The 14,499-nt window shown below is 71.9% G+C and carries 16 protein-coding genes; all 16 read right to left on the bottom strand.

Annotation, left to right across the window (positions count from 1 at the left end; all coding sequences use genetic code 11):
• Positions 1–17: 17 nt before the first annotated feature.
• The 16 genes from ACFWYW_RS01165 to ACFWYW_RS01090 all read right to left on the bottom strand — a co-directional run bounded on the left by ACFWYW_RS01165 (position 18) and on the right by ACFWYW_RS01090 (position 14,486).
• The gene (locus ACFWYW_RS01165) at positions 18–767 is read right to left on the bottom strand and encodes an SRPBCC domain-containing protein (protein ID WP_379608987.1); all 750 of its coding nucleotides are present in this window, start codon (positions 765–767) and stop codon (positions 18–20) included.
• Positions 760–1,344 carry an ArsR/SmtB family transcription factor gene (locus tag ACFWYW_RS01160; RefSeq protein ID WP_379608986.1) on the bottom strand — a complete coding sequence of 195 codons (585 nt, stop codon included), beginning with the start codon at positions 1,342–1,344 and terminating at the stop codon, positions 760–762. The genes ACFWYW_RS01165 and ACFWYW_RS01160 overlap by 8 nt, the downstream gene beginning before the upstream one ends.
• Before the next feature lie 31 nt (positions 1,345–1,375).
• Positions 1,376–1,918, bottom strand: a complete 543-nt coding sequence (locus tag ACFWYW_RS01155) for a TIGR03086 family metal-binding protein (protein WP_379608985.1) — start codon at positions 1,916–1,918, stop codon at positions 1,376–1,378.
• Positions 1,915–2,388 carry an NUDIX domain-containing protein gene (locus ACFWYW_RS01150; protein WP_379608984.1) on the bottom strand — a complete coding sequence of 158 codons (474 nt, stop codon included), beginning with the start codon at positions 2,386–2,388 and terminating at the stop codon, positions 1,915–1,917. Before ACFWYW_RS01150 ends, ACFWYW_RS01155 begins: the two co-directional genes overlap by 4 nt.
• Positions 2,389–2,392: 4 nt before the next feature.
• The gene (locus tag ACFWYW_RS01145; protein WP_379608983.1) at positions 2,393–3,199 is read right to left on the bottom strand and encodes an alpha/beta hydrolase; all 807 of its coding nucleotides are present in this window, start codon (positions 3,197–3,199) and stop codon (positions 2,393–2,395) included.
• Positions 3,200–3,244: 45 nt separating this feature from the next.
• Positions 3,245–4,480: a condensation domain-containing protein gene (locus ACFWYW_RS01140; protein ID WP_379608982.1), complete on the bottom strand. Its 1,236-nt coding sequence runs from the start codon at positions 4,478–4,480 to the stop codon at positions 3,245–3,247.
• A gap of 10 nt (positions 4,481–4,490) precedes the next feature.
• Positions 4,491–5,186 carry a helix-turn-helix domain-containing protein gene (locus ACFWYW_RS01135; RefSeq protein ID WP_379608981.1) on the bottom strand — a complete coding sequence of 232 codons (696 nt, stop codon included), beginning with the start codon at positions 5,184–5,186 and terminating at the stop codon, positions 4,491–4,493.
• Positions 5,187–5,386: 200 nt separating this feature from the next.
• A complete protein-coding gene (locus tag ACFWYW_RS01130; protein WP_379608980.1) occupies positions 5,387–8,113 on the bottom strand; it encodes a glycoside hydrolase family 2 TIM barrel-domain containing protein in 2,727 nt (908 codons plus the stop codon).
• 23 nt (positions 8,114–8,136) lie between these two features.
• Complete coding sequence (locus ACFWYW_RS01125) at positions 8,137–8,649, bottom strand: OsmC family protein (RefSeq protein ID WP_379608979.1); 513 nt, start codon at positions 8,647–8,649, stop codon at positions 8,137–8,139.
• Positions 8,646–9,263 carry a VOC family protein gene (locus ACFWYW_RS01120; protein WP_379608978.1) on the bottom strand — a complete coding sequence of 206 codons (618 nt, stop codon included), beginning with the start codon at positions 9,261–9,263 and terminating at the stop codon, positions 8,646–8,648. The genes ACFWYW_RS01125 and ACFWYW_RS01120 overlap by 4 nt, the downstream gene beginning before the upstream one ends.
• Positions 9,260–9,811 carry an alkylhydroperoxidase domain protein gene (locus ACFWYW_RS01115; protein ID WP_379608977.1) on the bottom strand — a complete coding sequence of 184 codons (552 nt, stop codon included), beginning with the start codon at positions 9,809–9,811 and terminating at the stop codon, positions 9,260–9,262. Before ACFWYW_RS01115 ends, ACFWYW_RS01120 begins: the two co-directional genes overlap by 4 nt.
• Positions 9,808–10,377 carry a CMD domain protein gene (locus ACFWYW_RS01110; RefSeq protein WP_379608976.1) on the bottom strand — a complete coding sequence of 190 codons (570 nt, stop codon included), beginning with the start codon at positions 10,375–10,377 and terminating at the stop codon, positions 9,808–9,810. Before ACFWYW_RS01110 ends, ACFWYW_RS01115 begins: the two co-directional genes overlap by 4 nt.
• Positions 10,374–11,348 (bottom strand): putative FMN-dependent luciferase-like monooxygenase, encoded by a 975-nt coding sequence (locus ACFWYW_RS01105; RefSeq protein ID WP_379608975.1) that lies wholly within the window; start codon positions 11,346–11,348, stop codon positions 10,374–10,376. The genes ACFWYW_RS01110 and ACFWYW_RS01105 overlap by 4 nt, the downstream gene beginning before the upstream one ends.
• Positions 11,345–12,862 carry a dipeptide ABC transporter ATP-binding protein gene (locus ACFWYW_RS01100; protein WP_379608974.1) on the bottom strand — a complete coding sequence of 506 codons (1,518 nt, stop codon included), beginning with the start codon at positions 12,860–12,862 and terminating at the stop codon, positions 11,345–11,347. The genes ACFWYW_RS01105 and ACFWYW_RS01100 overlap by 4 nt, the downstream gene beginning before the upstream one ends.
• Positions 12,859–13,626 carry an ABC transporter permease gene (locus ACFWYW_RS01095; RefSeq protein ID WP_379608973.1) on the bottom strand — a complete coding sequence of 256 codons (768 nt, stop codon included), beginning with the start codon at positions 13,624–13,626 and terminating at the stop codon, positions 12,859–12,861. Before ACFWYW_RS01095 ends, ACFWYW_RS01100 begins: the two co-directional genes overlap by 4 nt.
• Positions 13,623–14,486, bottom strand: a complete 864-nt coding sequence (locus ACFWYW_RS01090) for an ABC transporter permease (RefSeq protein ID WP_379608972.1) — start codon at positions 14,484–14,486, stop codon at positions 13,623–13,625. The genes ACFWYW_RS01095 and ACFWYW_RS01090 overlap by 4 nt, the downstream gene beginning before the upstream one ends.
• Positions 14,487–14,499 lie beyond the last annotated feature (13 nt).

Genomic DNA, 14,499 nt, shown 5'->3' with positions numbered 1-14,499 from the left:
TCAACGGGGCGGCGGAATCAGCGGTAGGTGTCGGCTAGGAAGGTCTTCCAGGCCCGTTCGGTTTCCTTGACGTCGTCGGTGCCGAACAGGTGGACGGCCATGTCCACGCCGCCGCCCATGCCCTCGCCCAGGCCGTGGAAGCGGTAGAAGGCGTCAGCGGTCCGTACGCCGAACATGAAGCCCTTGTCGCCCGAGATGACCACGTAGTCCACGACGCCTTCGGCTCCGTCTGGCGTCAGCCGTACCCGATCGCCTTCCGCGGGGGCGGCGGGGAGGTCGAGTGCGGCGCTGAACCTGGGCCAGAGGTCCGTCTGGCCCTTGGGGCCCTCGGCCAGCGCGTAGACGGCGGTGCGGCCGGGGAAGTGGAGGAGGTACTGGGCGAGGGTGTAGAAGTACTGGTCCCAGCCGGTGTTGAGGCTGGAGATGAACTCCTCGCCCCAGCCTTCGCCGACGTGGCCGGAGTGGATGAAGCGCAGGACCGTGGTGTCGCCGTCGCGGCCTTCGATCAGGTACTCGTAGGCCTGGAAGGCGCCGTCGTCGCCCTCGGCGCTCTTCACGGCCAGGCGGTTGGGCGGGTTCCAGCCGGTGATCGTGGATTCCTCGGTGACGCCGGGCACGTCGAGGCGCATGACGCCGCCCACTCCCGGCTCGATGGCGAAGGGGAACAGCCACGAGCTCAGCCCGGGGCCGGTGGCTATGGCGTCCCAGACCTGCTCGGGGGTCGCCCGCAGCTCGGTCTCCTTCTGGATAGAGAAGTCCTTACCCATGCTCTGGCTCCTTGACGACGGGGTGGACGGCGATCAGCAGCCGGTGATCGCGTCCTTCTTCGGTGTGATATTTGCTGATGAGGACGGCGACCGAGGTGGCCAGTTCCTCGGCGAACGCCGCGCGCTCGGCGGCGGAGGCGAAACGGATCTCGCCGTCTACGGCGAACGTTGCGAGGCGCTTCTTGGCTTTTGCCGCGCCGGTGATCAGTTCGCCTAGTTCGCGGACGAGCCGGGCGCCGAGCGCGAGGAGCCAGCGGGCCGACAGCTGGTCGGGCGCGCGGGCGGGATCGGGTTGTACGGCGCCGAGCGCGCTGGGCGAGATCACGTACGACGCGGCGGAGGCCCGCATGACGCGTTCGGTGAAGTTGCCCTTCTTGCGCTCCTCGACGAGTTCGACGAGGCCGTGCTTCTCGAGTGTCTTGAGGTGGTAGTTGACTTTCTGCCGGGCGAGGCCGACCTTCGCGGCCAGCGTGGTGGCCGATCCGGGTTCGGCGAGAGCGGCCAGCAGCCGGGTGCGCATCGGGTCGAGTGACGCCTCGGCCGCGGCCGGATCTTCGATCACCGCGATGTCGTGCATGCCTCCAGGCTGCCCTTGAAAAATAAAACTGTCAAGCCGACCTGCCGAGGAACGCCAACAACCGATCGGAAGAACGCGCAGGTGAGGCGGGCCGTACCGGAGCATGGAAGCGGTGCGGCCGGTCGTCGTCGTCCACGAACGCCAGCGCGAGATCGAGCAGTGCGGCGGCCAGCGGCTCCGGCACGGGACGGGCGTGACCGCAGGCGGCGGCGACGTCCCAGCCGTGGACGGCCACCTCGATCGCGCCGATCCCCGCCACCACCTCGCGCGCCAGCCACGCGTCCCCGACCGCGATCTGCGAGCAGCGGGACGCGTCCGGCCAGGCGGCGAGCAGGCGGCACGCCCTGCGTTGCAACATCCCGGCCGGGTCGCCCTCGCAGCCGGTGGGCCGGAGCGCGACGTGGCCGAGGTCGCCCGCCTCCGCGAGCGCGAGCAGGGAGTCGTTCATGTGGTCGAGCAGCGCGCGCAGGTCCCACCGCGCGCAGGGCGTCCGGTTGCCCAGCAGCTCAGGTCTGACCAGGACCAGGCTGCCGAGGGTGTAGCTGACGGCTCGTTCGAGCAGGACGGCGCTCACACAGGGATAGACCCGGCCCCGCCGGGGAAATCATCGCCTCCGGCCGGCCACCCGAACACGGCGAACGGCTCCGCGCGCCCGATCGCGGCCAACGCGGCGGCCGGATAGTCCACAGTGTCGGCGGGCAGCCCGGCCAGCGGATGCCAGCCGATGGCCGAGCACTTGTGCGGCTCGGCGTTGTACGGCTCACCGGCCCACTCCCGGGCGGCGAAGAACAGCCCGACCCGGTCGGGCGAGCGGTGCATCACATGGACGAACCGCAGCGCGGCGGCCGCGATCACCACGCCGACCTCCTCGCGCGCCTCCCTGATCGCGCCCTCCACGACCGTCTCGCCCGGCTCCAGGTGCCCGCTGGGAAGGTGCCACTGGCCGTCGCGGTAGCCGGTGCCGGCCCGCCGGATCAGCAGCACCTCCTCCGGCACACGCAGGAGCAGGACGTGCACGTCCACGATGGCGCGGAATCGATCCACGAGGCTAGGGGAGGATCCGGTCAACGAAGGCGGTGACCTCGCCCAGGACTTCGTCCCTGTTGGTCTCGTTGAACACCTCGTGCCGGGCGCCCGGGTAGACGCGCTCGCTGAAGTCGGCGCCCTTGATCGCCTCGACGCCGCCCCGGCTGCCGCTGAGCGGGACGAGCTGGTCGTCCTCGCCGTGGATCCACAGCGTGGGCAGGGCGCCGAGCGAGCCGCCACCGGCGATCTGGCCGAGGGTGCGGGCGAAGGCCTGCAACGTGGGGCGTTTGAACGGGCCGTGCCAGACGAGCGGATCCCCCGCGTACGCGGCGCCGACCGCTGGGTCGCGCGAGAGCGTGGCGGGGTCGATCGGGATGTCGGGCAGGTCGTCCATGGCGAGCAGGACGCCGATGACGTCCCAGGAGCCGATGACCGGGCCGGACAGCACGAGCCCGGCCAGGTCGGCGCCGTAGCGCTGGGCGTACCGGGCGGCGATCATGCCGCCCATCGAGTGGCCGATGACCACGACGGGCAGCCACGGGTGGTCGGCTCTGGCGCGTTCTTCCAGCTGGTGTACGTCGGTGACGACCTCTTCGAAGTCGTGGATCAGGACGCGTTCGCCCGACGAACGTCCGTGTCCCATGTGGTCGACGGCGTAGCAGGCGGCGCCGTGCCGTACCAGGTGGGCGGCCACGTGTTCGTAGCGGCCGGAGTGCTCGCCGTACCCGTGGACGAGGAGGGCGACGTAGCGCGGCGAGGGGTGGGGCCAGTGGCGGGCGGTGAGGGGCCCGCGCGTGCCGGTGAAGGTGATCTCCTGCGCCTCTGACATGCGACCTCCACCGTAGTTGCGGAGATCGTATTCCTTCCCGGGGACTCAGACCAGGGACTCCTCCACGAACAGCCGCTCCAGGTCCAGCAGGTACGCCTCGATGGCCAGCGGCGACAGCATCCCCGTGTCGGCGTAGAGCGAGACCTCCGTGCGGTCCGGCTCCCCGGCGACGCGCAGGTGGAAGTCGCAGATGTTGCGGTCCATGGCATCGGTCCAGGCCAGGTCGGTTTTGTCCATGGCCAGCCGGATCTGCCGCGCGTCCAGCTCGGGAGCCTGGTCGTGCCGGACCGGCCGACGGTCGTCGAAGCGGCCGAACGTCCTGACCCGCCCGGCGAGCGCCTCTTCCATCGCATAAGGGTTGTACTCCGCCCGGCGATCCGCCCGCGAGACCGCCTGCCGGCCCCGCGCGAGCAGTTCGCCGAAGTCGGGGGTGCCGAGGTCCAGGACGACCAGCCCTTCCTGGGCGATCGTGGACACCACGTCCCGCCGTCCGCCGCCGGAGCGGTTGTCGACGGTGACCCGCATGCCGCAGGTGCGCTGCCCGGTCAGCCGCCCCGCCAGGCTCACGGCCCCGGTCAGCAGCGCCGTCGAGGAGCTGACCCGTCGTCGCGCCGCCACCGTCCGGACCGCCGCGGCCAGGGCGGGCGAGGACATGGTCGCCTCCATGTACCGGGGCCGCCTGGGCGTGGCGGTCAGCTCGAAGGGGTCGATGCGCGCGTACTGCTCCAGCCACCACGCGATCACCTCGTCCGAGTGCCCGCGCCCGTCGCCCGAGACCTGCCACGCGGCCAGGTCCCGCGGCCGGTCGGCCTGGTGCGGCGGCAGCTCGCCGCGCCCGAGCAGCGCGCGGAAGTCGCGCACCACCAGGTCGGCGGCGGGCCCGTCCACGGCTAGGGGGCAGAGCACCAGCACGACCTGGCGCACGTACCCGTCGGCGACCAGGAACGCCACCCGCAGCGGCCACTCGTTCCCGTAGTCGAACGGCGCCGCCGACAGCCGCTCCGACACCCGGTGCGGCCGCTCCCCCTCCACCACCTCGACCTGCGGCTCGGCGGACTCCGCGAGCGCCTGCCGTGGGGCCGTGCGCGGGCCGGTGAGCCGGGTGCGCAGCGCCTCGTGCCGGGTGATCAGCCGGTCGAGTGCGCGGTGCGCCCGCTCCGGGGTGACCGGGCGCTGGGGGACGAAGAGGCGGGCGAGGTTCAGGTACTGCTCCTGCGGCGCGGCCGCGACGACCGCGCGCCAGACGTCCTGCTGTCCCCAGGTGAGCGGCGCCTCCGTCATGAATCGCTACCTAAGCATCATCTTCCACGTCGATCTCGACGTAGTCGAAGTCGTCGCCGACCGCGCGGCGGAGCTGGCGGTGGACCTTGTTCTGGTCGTCCTGCGGGCTCGGGACGTAGAACGGGCGTCCGTCGCGGCCGAACGTGATCGCCGAGGGGCCCTCCAGGTCGCCCAGATGCCCCTTGACCTGCTCGAAGTCCTCGAACGACGAGAAGCCCAGGCCGCTCGCGTACTCCTCTGAGCCGTAGACGATCTGCCTGGCCAGCTCGATCGGGGCTTCCTGGTAGCCGGAGTAGTCGCTGAAGAAGAAGTCGCGGAACTGGCGCATGCCGCGCTCGTCCATGATCTCGGGGCCGTGGGTGACCTTGACCCCCAGGCAGTACACATCGGCCAGATACCCACAGATCGACACCCGGTTGTAACCGTGGCGGCGCGCGACCAGCACGCTGACCAGGCCGCCGGTGCCGGGCTCGCCCGCCGCCGCGTCCGTCCAGCCACGGTCAGGGGCGACCGCCAGGCCGGTGCTCCAGCCCGCGCTCACCCACGACCCGACCAGCTCAGGCGCGCTGGTGACGGTCTCGGCGGCGATCTCCCTGACCAGGGGGGCGACGATGGACGGCTTGACACCGAGCGCCCTGGCGATCTCCTTGGGCGACTGCCCGGTCGCCCGCAGCTCCCGGACCCGCTCCTTCAACTCTCCACTCACGACACGCCACACTAGCCCCATAAGGGCGCTTTTCTGTTACGGCCCAGCCGCCCCCACCCCACCCGCCGTACTCCGGCCGGCCCCCGTCCAGGAAACGGCCGTCCAGCTCACACCACCCCACCGTTACGACCGCCCCCTTGACCAGGCACCACGGCACCACACCCCAGGGGCCGCCGTGGCGCCTGGTTCACCGGGAGGGGTCAAGGGTGGGCGAAGTGGAGGGTGAGGGTGGATTCCTGGGCCTGGAGTTCGTACTGCGGGAGGACGCCCGGGCCGCAGGACGCGGAGCCGATGCCGTGGTGGGCCAGGTCCAGGTTGAGGTGGATGCGGTCGCCGGGAACCAGGTCGGGCAGGTGGCGGGCTGCTTCCAGGGCTGCCGTGGTCCAGCGGCGGGCGGTCAGGCCGTAGTCGCCCGTGATCCGGAGGCCCGCGCCTGTCTCGTCCGTCAGGGTGGCCCAGCGGACCTCGGCGCGGTGGCCGTTCTCCTGGGGGAACACGTACGGGGTCTGGAGGTCGTCCACGGTCGCTGACCAGCGGCCCATTCTGGCGGCCAGGCCGGTGTCGGGGTAGGCCTCGCCGGGGCCGCGGCCGTACCACGTCACCTGGTCGTAGGTGGCGGGGATCGACATCGCCACGCCCAGGCGGGGGATCGGGTGTTTCCACTCGCCCTCCGGCACCACGTGGACCTCCAGCAGCACGCCGTCGTCCACGCCCGTCCACGTGTACGTGGTGCGCAGGCCCAGGTCGGAGGCGGCCGGGGCGACTCGGGTGACGACCGTCAGGCGGTCTCCGTCCCGGTCCACCGCGTCCACGCGGTGTGTCAGGCGGTGCAGGCCCATGGTGCGCCAGTGCCAGTCGAGGCCGCCGAAGCGCTCGTTGTCGATGGGCGCCCGCCACAGCTCCAGCCTGGGGCCCTCCACCTCGATGCCGAACAGCCGGACAAGGCGCCCGGTCCCCGGGGTGAAGTCGGCTTCGGTCAGGCTTCCCCTGGACCTCGGAGGAGGGGCCGGGGTGGTCAGGCGTACCTGGCCCCAGGCGATCTCGTGGCCCGCCGGCGCCCACGGCTCGTCGGCGGCCAGCACGGCGCGGACCGTCAGCCAGGTCTCGTCCGAGGTGGCCGGAGCCGCGGGGAGCTTGACCACGCCGCCTTCCGCCGGAACCTCCAGGATCGTGGTCACGTCCTCGACGGTCGCCTCGAAGCGCAGGTGGGTGAGGTCGCGGAAGCCGTGGCGGTTCTCGATGGAGACCTCGCCCGCGGACGGGAAGGTGATGCGGACGGGGGCGAAGACCACCTTCAGGTCCAGCAGGCCGGGTGAGGGGGTGCGGTCGGGGAAGACGAGGCCGTCGATGACGAAGTTGGAGTCGTGGACCGGCTCGCCGTAGTCGCCGCCGTAGGCGTAGCCGAGCTTCTCGTGGCGCAGGCCGTGGTCGATCCACTCCCAGATGAAGCCGCCGGCCAGCCGGGGGTAGGTGTCGTAGAGGTCCTGGTAGTCGAGCAGGCCGCCGGGGCCGTTGCCCATCGCGTGGGCGTACTCGCAGTGCACGAACGGCATGCCCCGCCGCCTGGCGTCGAGGGCGGGGTCGTCGAGCGGGGCTTCCGTGCCCTTGCCGATGGCCTCCACCTCGGCGACCGAGGCGTACATGAGGCTGTAGACGTCGGTGTCCGCGCACGTCACGTCGCCCTCGTAGTGGAGCGGGCGGGACGGGTCGCGCTCGCGGGCCCACTCGGCCATGAGGCCGAGGTTGCGGCCGGTGCCGGACTCGTTGCCGAGCGACCACATGATGATGGACGGGTGGTTCTTGTCGCGTTCGACCATGCGCCGCATGCGCTCGACGTAGGCGTCGGCCCAGGCGGGGTCGTCGCTGGGGTTGCGCCGCCAGCCGACCTGGCCGAAGCCGTGCGTCTCCAGGTCGCACTCGTCGATCACCCACAGCCCGTACTCGTCGCAGAGGTCGAGGAAGGCGGGGTGGGGCGGGTAGTGGCTGGTCCTGACCGCGTTGACGTTGTGGCGCTTCATGAGGAGCACGTCCTCACGCATGGTCTCGTACGGCACCGCCCGCCCGTGGTCGGGATGGAACTCGTGCCGGTTGACCCCGCGCAGCTTCAGCGGCACGCCGTTGGCCAGGAGCACGCCGTCCTCGATGGACACGGTCCTGAACCCGATCCGCAGCCGCACGGTCTCGGTGGGGCCCACGTGGACCGCGTCGTACAGGAAGGGGTTCTCGGCGCTCCACGGCGTGACGTCGAGCCGCGCCTCCACGCCGGGTTCGAGTCCGGTCACGCCCAGCGCCGGGACGCTGAGCAGCCCGTCTCCCTCGAAGGAGAGCCGCCCGTCGTGCGTGGCGTGCACGAACAGGTCGGCGGTGGAGCGGGTGAGCGTCACGTCGCGGAAGATGCCGGGCAGCCACCACATGTCCTGGTCTTCCAGGTAGCTGGCGGCCGACCACTGGTGGACGCGGACGGCCAGCACGTTGCGGCCGGGCACCAGCCATGGCCCTGCGGTGAACTCGGCGGCCAGCCGGCTGCCGGTGGTGAACCCGAGTTCGTGCCCGTTCAGCCAGACCCTGGCGTGGGAGTCGACGCCGTCGAAGCGCAGCACCGCGTCGTCCCAGCCTTCGGGCGCCTCGAAGACGCGCCGGTAGTCACCGGTCGGGTTGTCGTCCGGGACGTTCGGCGGGTCGATCGGGAAGGGGTAGGAGACGTTGGTGTACGCGGGCGAGCCGTACCCGTGCAGCGGCCAGTGCGAGGGCACGGGCAGCCGATCCCACGCGGAGTCGTCGTAGCCGGGATGGACGAAGTCCAGGCTCGCGTGGGCGTCCGGGCTGAGCCGGAAGCTCCACGGGCCGTTGAGGTCGATGGCTGGGGCGTCGCCGGCCAGGGCCGCGCGGGGAGCGCGCAGCCCTGCGCTAGGTGCATGATCGAACACTCGGACATTCTTCCCAAAAAGCTCTAGACCCGCACTACCTCCCCCTTGATGTTCTGCGGGTTGCGGATGAGGTTGAGGATCGGGCAGACGCGTTCGACCTCGGCGTGGAGCCTGGCCAGGTCCTCGTCGGAGGCGGGCGACTCGATCTTCACGACGTAGCGGAAGTCCTGCGGATAGACCGGGATGTCGGTGTTGCCCGGCGCCTGGGCTCGCGGGTCGTAGGTGGCGCTCACGTCCACGGACAGGGCGTCCAGCGGCACCTCCAGCTCGGCCGCCTTGATCAGGAAGATGTGGGTGACGCAGCTGCCCAGCACTCCGGCCTGCAGCTCGGGCGAGCCGGGTCCGAGGTCGTACCCGGCGAAGTCGGCGGCGCTGTCGCTGAGGATCTGGTGCTCGCGGATGCGGATGCGGCGCACGCCACTGCGTCCCTCGGCGGTGACGCCGGCGCGCAGCGGCACCGGCCCGTCCGACGGCTTCTCGCGGCGGGCCAGCAGCGCGGCGCGCTTCTGCGTCAGGTAGTCGCGCAACGTGCTCATGCCAGCGTCACCGGGCCCTCGGGCGTGCCCAGCACGGCGCGCAGCACCACGGACTCGCCCGCGACGACCTCGGCCGTGGCGCCCAGGGCCTTCAGGTCGGCCACCAGGGTGTCCGGCTCGGGGTGCGCGATCGTGAACGAGACCAGCTCAAGCTGCGGCAGCCCCGACGCCGACGGATGCGCCGTGGCGCCCCAGTCGATGAGGAACGGCACCGGCCGCACGCCCGCCGGGTCGTCGCGCCTGGTCAGCCGCCATTCCAGCAGCGTGCCGTCGGGCTTGCGGCGCGAGAGCGGCTGCACGTCACCCGGGTCGTAGCCGGCCTGGCGGGCCTGCCGTACCGTGGCGTCGATGTCGACCGGACGCACCGCCCAGGCGGCGAGCGCCGGCGCGGTCAGCGACTCCAGCCCGAACGCGCGCGGCCGCGCGCCCGCGACCGACGGGTCAGGACCGATGATCTCCAGGTACGCCCCCTCGCCCAGGCCGACGAGGAAGTTGGCCGTGCCGCCGGGATGGGCGCCACCCTCCACGGGCGTCACGCCGGTCCGCTCGGCGAACGCGGCCACCCCCTCCAGAAGGTCGGGCACGGCGTAGACAAGATGGTCGAGAGTGCTCATTCGGGTTCTCCAAGGGACAGCATGAGCCGGTTGGCCCAGTTGAAAAATGCGGCGGAATGGATGACGTCGCTGATGGCCAGATCGTCGAGCCCGGCCGCGCGCAGCGCCGCGAGGTGCCCGGCGTCCAGCGTGCCGGGCGTCGCGGCGAGCGCGGCGGAGGCGTCGATGACCGCCCGCCAGCGCTCGTCCTGGTGGGCCTCGACGCCTTCGTCCAGCAGTCGCTGCACGTCGGCGGTGCGCTTGGCGTAGTGGCTGGCGAAGCGGGCGTGCACCGAGGCGCAGAAGACGCAGCCGTTGCGGCGCGAGGTCGCGGTCGCGGCCAGCTCGCGCTCGGCGCGCGGCAGCCCGCCGTCGGCGTTGTAGAAGATGTCGTTGTCGGTCTTGGTGCGCGCGTGCAGCACGTGCGGATCGCGCGCCAGCAGCAGAAAGTACGGCGAAGCCGCCCGCGCCTTGTCGACCAGCGCCTCCCAGTGCTCGTCGGTGAGCTCCTCCTCGGCCAGCGGCGCGAGCCACGGCCGCCAGCCGATCCGGTCCTGGGTGAACTTCACGCGGCGGCTCCCAGCAGGCGCAGGCCCGCGATCACGCGGATCTGGTAGGTCAGGAAGGCGACGAGCTGCGAGAGCGTGACGATGCCCGTCGTGCTCCAGCCGGCGTCAAGGAGGTTCTGCAGGTGCTCCGCCCGCGCCTCGCGCGGCCGGAAGACCAGCAGGTGGGCGTGGTCGAAGGCGGCGGCCAGCCGGCCGTCGAGCTTGGAGCGGTGCACGGGCCCGACAGTGTTCTCCGCGGCCAGTTCCGGCTCGCCGTAGGCGCCGTACGGGCCGGTGGCCCGGCCGGTGTCGATCTCCTGTTTGACCCGGGTGCGCAGGTCGGGGGCGAGTTCGCCCAGCCGTTCCGCGTAGAAGCCGGCCACGGTGTCGTCGCGGTGCAGTCCGGCGACGAACGCGGCCACGGCGTCGCGCTCGATGAGCGTGACGTGCTCCTCGGTCTCCGGGCAGAACAGCGCCTCGTAGCTGCGCTGGGCGTGCTCGCGGGCGTCGGGGCGGCGCTCGCGCAGCAGGTCCAGGCGCGAACCCGGCTGGATGCCGGCCAGCCGGTCGATCACGTCGGCGGTCATACCGTGCTCCCTTCCAGGGCGGGGGCGACTTCGGTCGCGAGCAGTTCGATGGAGCGCAGGACCTGCTCGTGGGGCGGGTCGATGGAGTGCACCTGGAAGACCAGGTCGGTGACCCGCTTGAGTGTCGGGTCGGCCTTGAGGCTGGCCACGACGTCCTCCGGGGTGCCGACGTGGGCGTCCCAGGCGGCGATGAGCTCGTCCACGCCGCCGCCGTCGGGCTGCGGCAGGCCCGGCCTGGCCAGCCCCTGGGCGGCCCAGTGCAGCGCCTCCTCGCGGGTGTCGGCGACGAACGCGGTGCGCGAGGCCATGATCCGCGGCGTCACTCCGGGGGGCAGGGCGGCGTAGTAGGCGTCCACGATCGGCTTCTGGATCTCCGCCAGCGACAGCTCGGGCCGCCCTTCCGGCCGCGGCTGCGTACGCGAGAGCATCAGCCCGTGCTCGGCCCGCCCGGCCCGTTCCCCGCCGCCGACCGAGAACGTCGCCTCCCAGATCGCGTCCAGCAGTCTCGCCCCCGGCGGGTAGAGCCGCTTCCCGCCGCCTAGATCGCCCCCGGACCAGGCGTTGACCAGGACGTCCAGGTGCTCGGCGTAGATCTCGTTGCGCCGCGCCGGGTCCTTGCCGAACGCCTCGAACGCCGAGGGCGTGCCGCCGCCGGCGACGCCGACCTCCAGCCGCCCGCCCGACAGCAGGTCGAGCACGGCGGCGTCCTCGGCCACCCGCACCGGGTGTTCCAGCGGCAGCGTGATGATCCCGGTGCCGATCCTGATCCGTTCGGTCCGCGCCGCCACGTGCGAGAGGAACACCAGCGGCGCGGGCAGCCCGCCCTCCTCGCCGTCGAAGTGGTGCTGCGCCACCCAGGCGGTCTCGAAGCCGAGCCGTTCGGCGTGCACGATCTGCTCCAGTGCGAGCCGGTAGCGCTCGGCGGGCGGGACGTCGTCCAGGAGCCGGGTGAAGAAGCCGAGCCGGGTCATCGCACCGGCTCCGGCACGGCGGCGAGCAGCTCGCGGGTGTAGTCGTCCTGCGGGCTGTCGAAGATCTGTTGCGTCGTCCCTGATTCCACGATGCGTCCCTTGTTCATGACGGAAACGGTGTGAGAGATCTGGCGCACCACCGCGAGGTCGTGCGAGATGAACAGGTAGGTGAGGCCGAGGTCGCGCTGAAGCTCCTCCAGCAGGTCGAGGATCTGCGCCTGGACGGTCACGTCCAGCGCGGAGACCGCCTCGTCCAGCACCAGCACCCGGGGTTCCACGGCCAGCGCGCGGGCGATGGCCACCCGCTGCCGCTGTCCTCCGGACAGCTCCCGTGGTCTGCGCTCCAGCAGCGTCGCGGGCAGCGCCACCCGGTCGAGCAACTCCCCCACCCGGGTACGGCGGGCCGCCCGGTCACCGAGCCGGAAGTTGCGCAGCGGCTCCTCCACGATCCTGGCCACGCTGTGCCGGGGATCGAGCGAGCCGTAGGGGTTCTGGTAGACGAGCTGCACCCCGCGCCGGAACGCGGTGACACCCGGGATCTCCACGCTCCCCGAGGTGGCCTTCTCGAAGCGGGTGACGATGCGGGCGGTGGTGGTCTTGCCGGAGCCCGACTCCCCCACCAGCGCGTGCGTGCTGCCGGTGGCCACCTCGAAGGACACCCCGTCCACCGCGCGGAAGCCCCCGAACGCCTTCACCAGGTCCCGCACCACGATCGCGGGCCCGGTCCGCGGCGGCGGCTCCTTGAAGGCGCGGGCGCTCAGCGCGGGTGCGTCCGCCAGCAGCCGCCTGGTGTAGGCGGCGGCCGGGGCGGCCAGCACCTCGCGGGTGCCGCCGCCCTCCTCCACCCGGCCGTCGCGCATCACGACGAGCCGGTCGGAACGGGCCGCCGCGATGCCCAGGTCGTGGGTGACCAGCAGGACGGCGGTGCCGTACTCCTGCCTGAGGTCGTCGATGAGGTCGAGGATGCGGCGCTGCACGGTCACGTCCAGCGCGCTGGTCGGCTCGTCGGCGATGATCAGGCTGGGCCGCAGCGCGATGGCGGCGGCGATGAGCACACGCTGGCGCATGCCGCCCGACAGCTCGTGCGGGTACTGCCCGGCCCTTCTTTCCGGGTCGTCGAGGCCGACGCGTTCCAGGAGCTCCAGGACCCGGCGCCGCCGTGCGGACCTGTCCCCATGCCTGTGGATGAGCAGGGTCTCGGCGATCTGGACGCCGACCTTCTTGACCGGGTTGAGGGAGTTCGACGGATCTTGCGGGACCAATCCGATCTGGGCGCCGCGGATCGCCCGCAGGCGGCGCTGCGACCAGCGCGCGATGTCGGTGCCGTTGAGCAGGATCTCGCCGCTGTCGCCGGGGTGCAGGCCGATGATCGCGTTCGCCGTGGTGGTCTTGCCCGAGCCGGACTCGCCCACCACCGCGACGAACTCGCCTTTCCCGACGCTCAGCGAGACGCCCTTGACCGCCTCGTGCCCGCCATAGGAGACGCGCAGGTCCCTGACGTCGAGCAGGCTCATCGGATCTCCTTCGAGATACGGCCGGCGGCCAGCACCACCGCGACCACGACGGCGCCGGGCAGCGTGGTCAGCCACCACGAGGTGGCCAGGTAGTTGCGGCCTTCGGAGATCAGCAGGCCCCATTCGGGCGTGGGCGGCTCGGCCCCGTACCCGAGGAAGCCGAGCGTGGAGATGGCCAGGATGGCCACGCCGAACTGCAGGGCGGCCAGCGCGACGACCGGCCCGAGCGAGTTGGGCAGCACGTGCCGCCACAGGACCGCGGCGAAGGTGCCGCCGCTGCCGAAGGCCGCCTCCACGTAGTCGCTGCGCCGTACCCGCACCACCTCGGCACGGGCGAGGCGGGCGAAGGCGGCGACCGAGCCGACCCCCACCGCGATCGCCACGTTCACCGTGCCGGGGCCGAGCAGGATGATCACGGTCAGCGCGAGCAGCAGGCCGGGCACCGAGAGCAGCACGTCCATGAGGCGCATGATGATCTCGTCGGCGGGCCCGCCCGCCGACCCCGCGAGCAGCCCGAGCAGGGTGCCGAGCACGAGTCCGACCCCGACCGCGACGAACGCGCCCGACAGCGAGTGCACGGAGCCGTGCACCACGCGGGCGAAGACGTCGCGGCCCACGGCGTCGGTGCCGAACCAATGGGCGGCGCTGGGCCCCTGCAGTTTCTCCGCGGGTACGCCGTTCAGCGGGTCGTAGCCGGTGAACAACCAGGGCACCACCGCCCAGAGCACCACCAGGGCCACCACGAGCCAGGACAGCCACCTCATCGCGCCAGCCTCGGGTCGAGCACCGGGAACACCAGGTCCACGAGCAAGTTGACCAGGACGAACACCGTCGCCGCCAGCACTACCACGGCCAGCAGCACCGGCGTGTCCTGGGCGTTGACCGCCTGCTCGGTGAGGCGGCCGACGCCGTTGCGGCCGAAGACGGTCTCGGTCACGACCGAGCCGGCGATCAGCTCGCCGAACGTCAGGCCGGCCACCGTCAGCGTGGGCGGCAGCGCGTTGCGTGCCACGTGCCGCCACAGGATCCACGAGCGCGAGGCGCCCTTGGCCGCCACCACCGGGACGAACGGCTGCGTGAAGACCTGGTCGAGGCTGCGGGCCAGGACCTGCGCGATGGGCGCGGAGATCGGCACCGCCAGCGTCAGCACCGGCAGGATGAGCTGCTGGATCTCGCTGCCGCCGATCACCGGCACCAGCCCGAGCCGGAACGAGAACACCTGGATCAGCAGGATGCCCAGCCAGAAGGCCGGCACCGAGATGAACAACGAGGGCACCGCCAGCAGCACGCCGCGCAGCCGCGAGCTGTGACCGGCGGCGAACGCGATGAGCACGGCCAGCAGCACCGCCAGCACGAACGCGGCCGTGGCCAGCTTGGCCGTCTCCGGCAGCCCTTCGGCCAGCCGTTCGAGCACCGGGGTGCCGGTGTCGACCGAGTAGCCGAAGTCGCCGCGCAGGAAGCCGAGGACGGTGTGCAGGTAGCCGCCTGCGTCGTAGTAGGCGCGGATCTCGGCGATCTGCTCGGGCGACAGGCCCAGCTCCGGGTTCTGGAACTTGATCAGGATGGAGTCGCCGGGCATCGCCTGGAGCAGGACGTACGCGCCGGTGAAGGCAGCCCAGAGCACCAGAAGGGCCTGA

Origin of the sequence: Nonomuraea sp. NPDC059023, assembly GCF_042740095.1 — a bacterium.
Classification (GTDB): Bacteria; Actinomycetota; Actinomycetes; order Streptosporangiales; family Streptosporangiaceae; genus Nonomuraea.
Note: the sequence above shows the minus strand (reverse complement) of the source record. Positions and strands in the feature narration are given on the sequence as shown.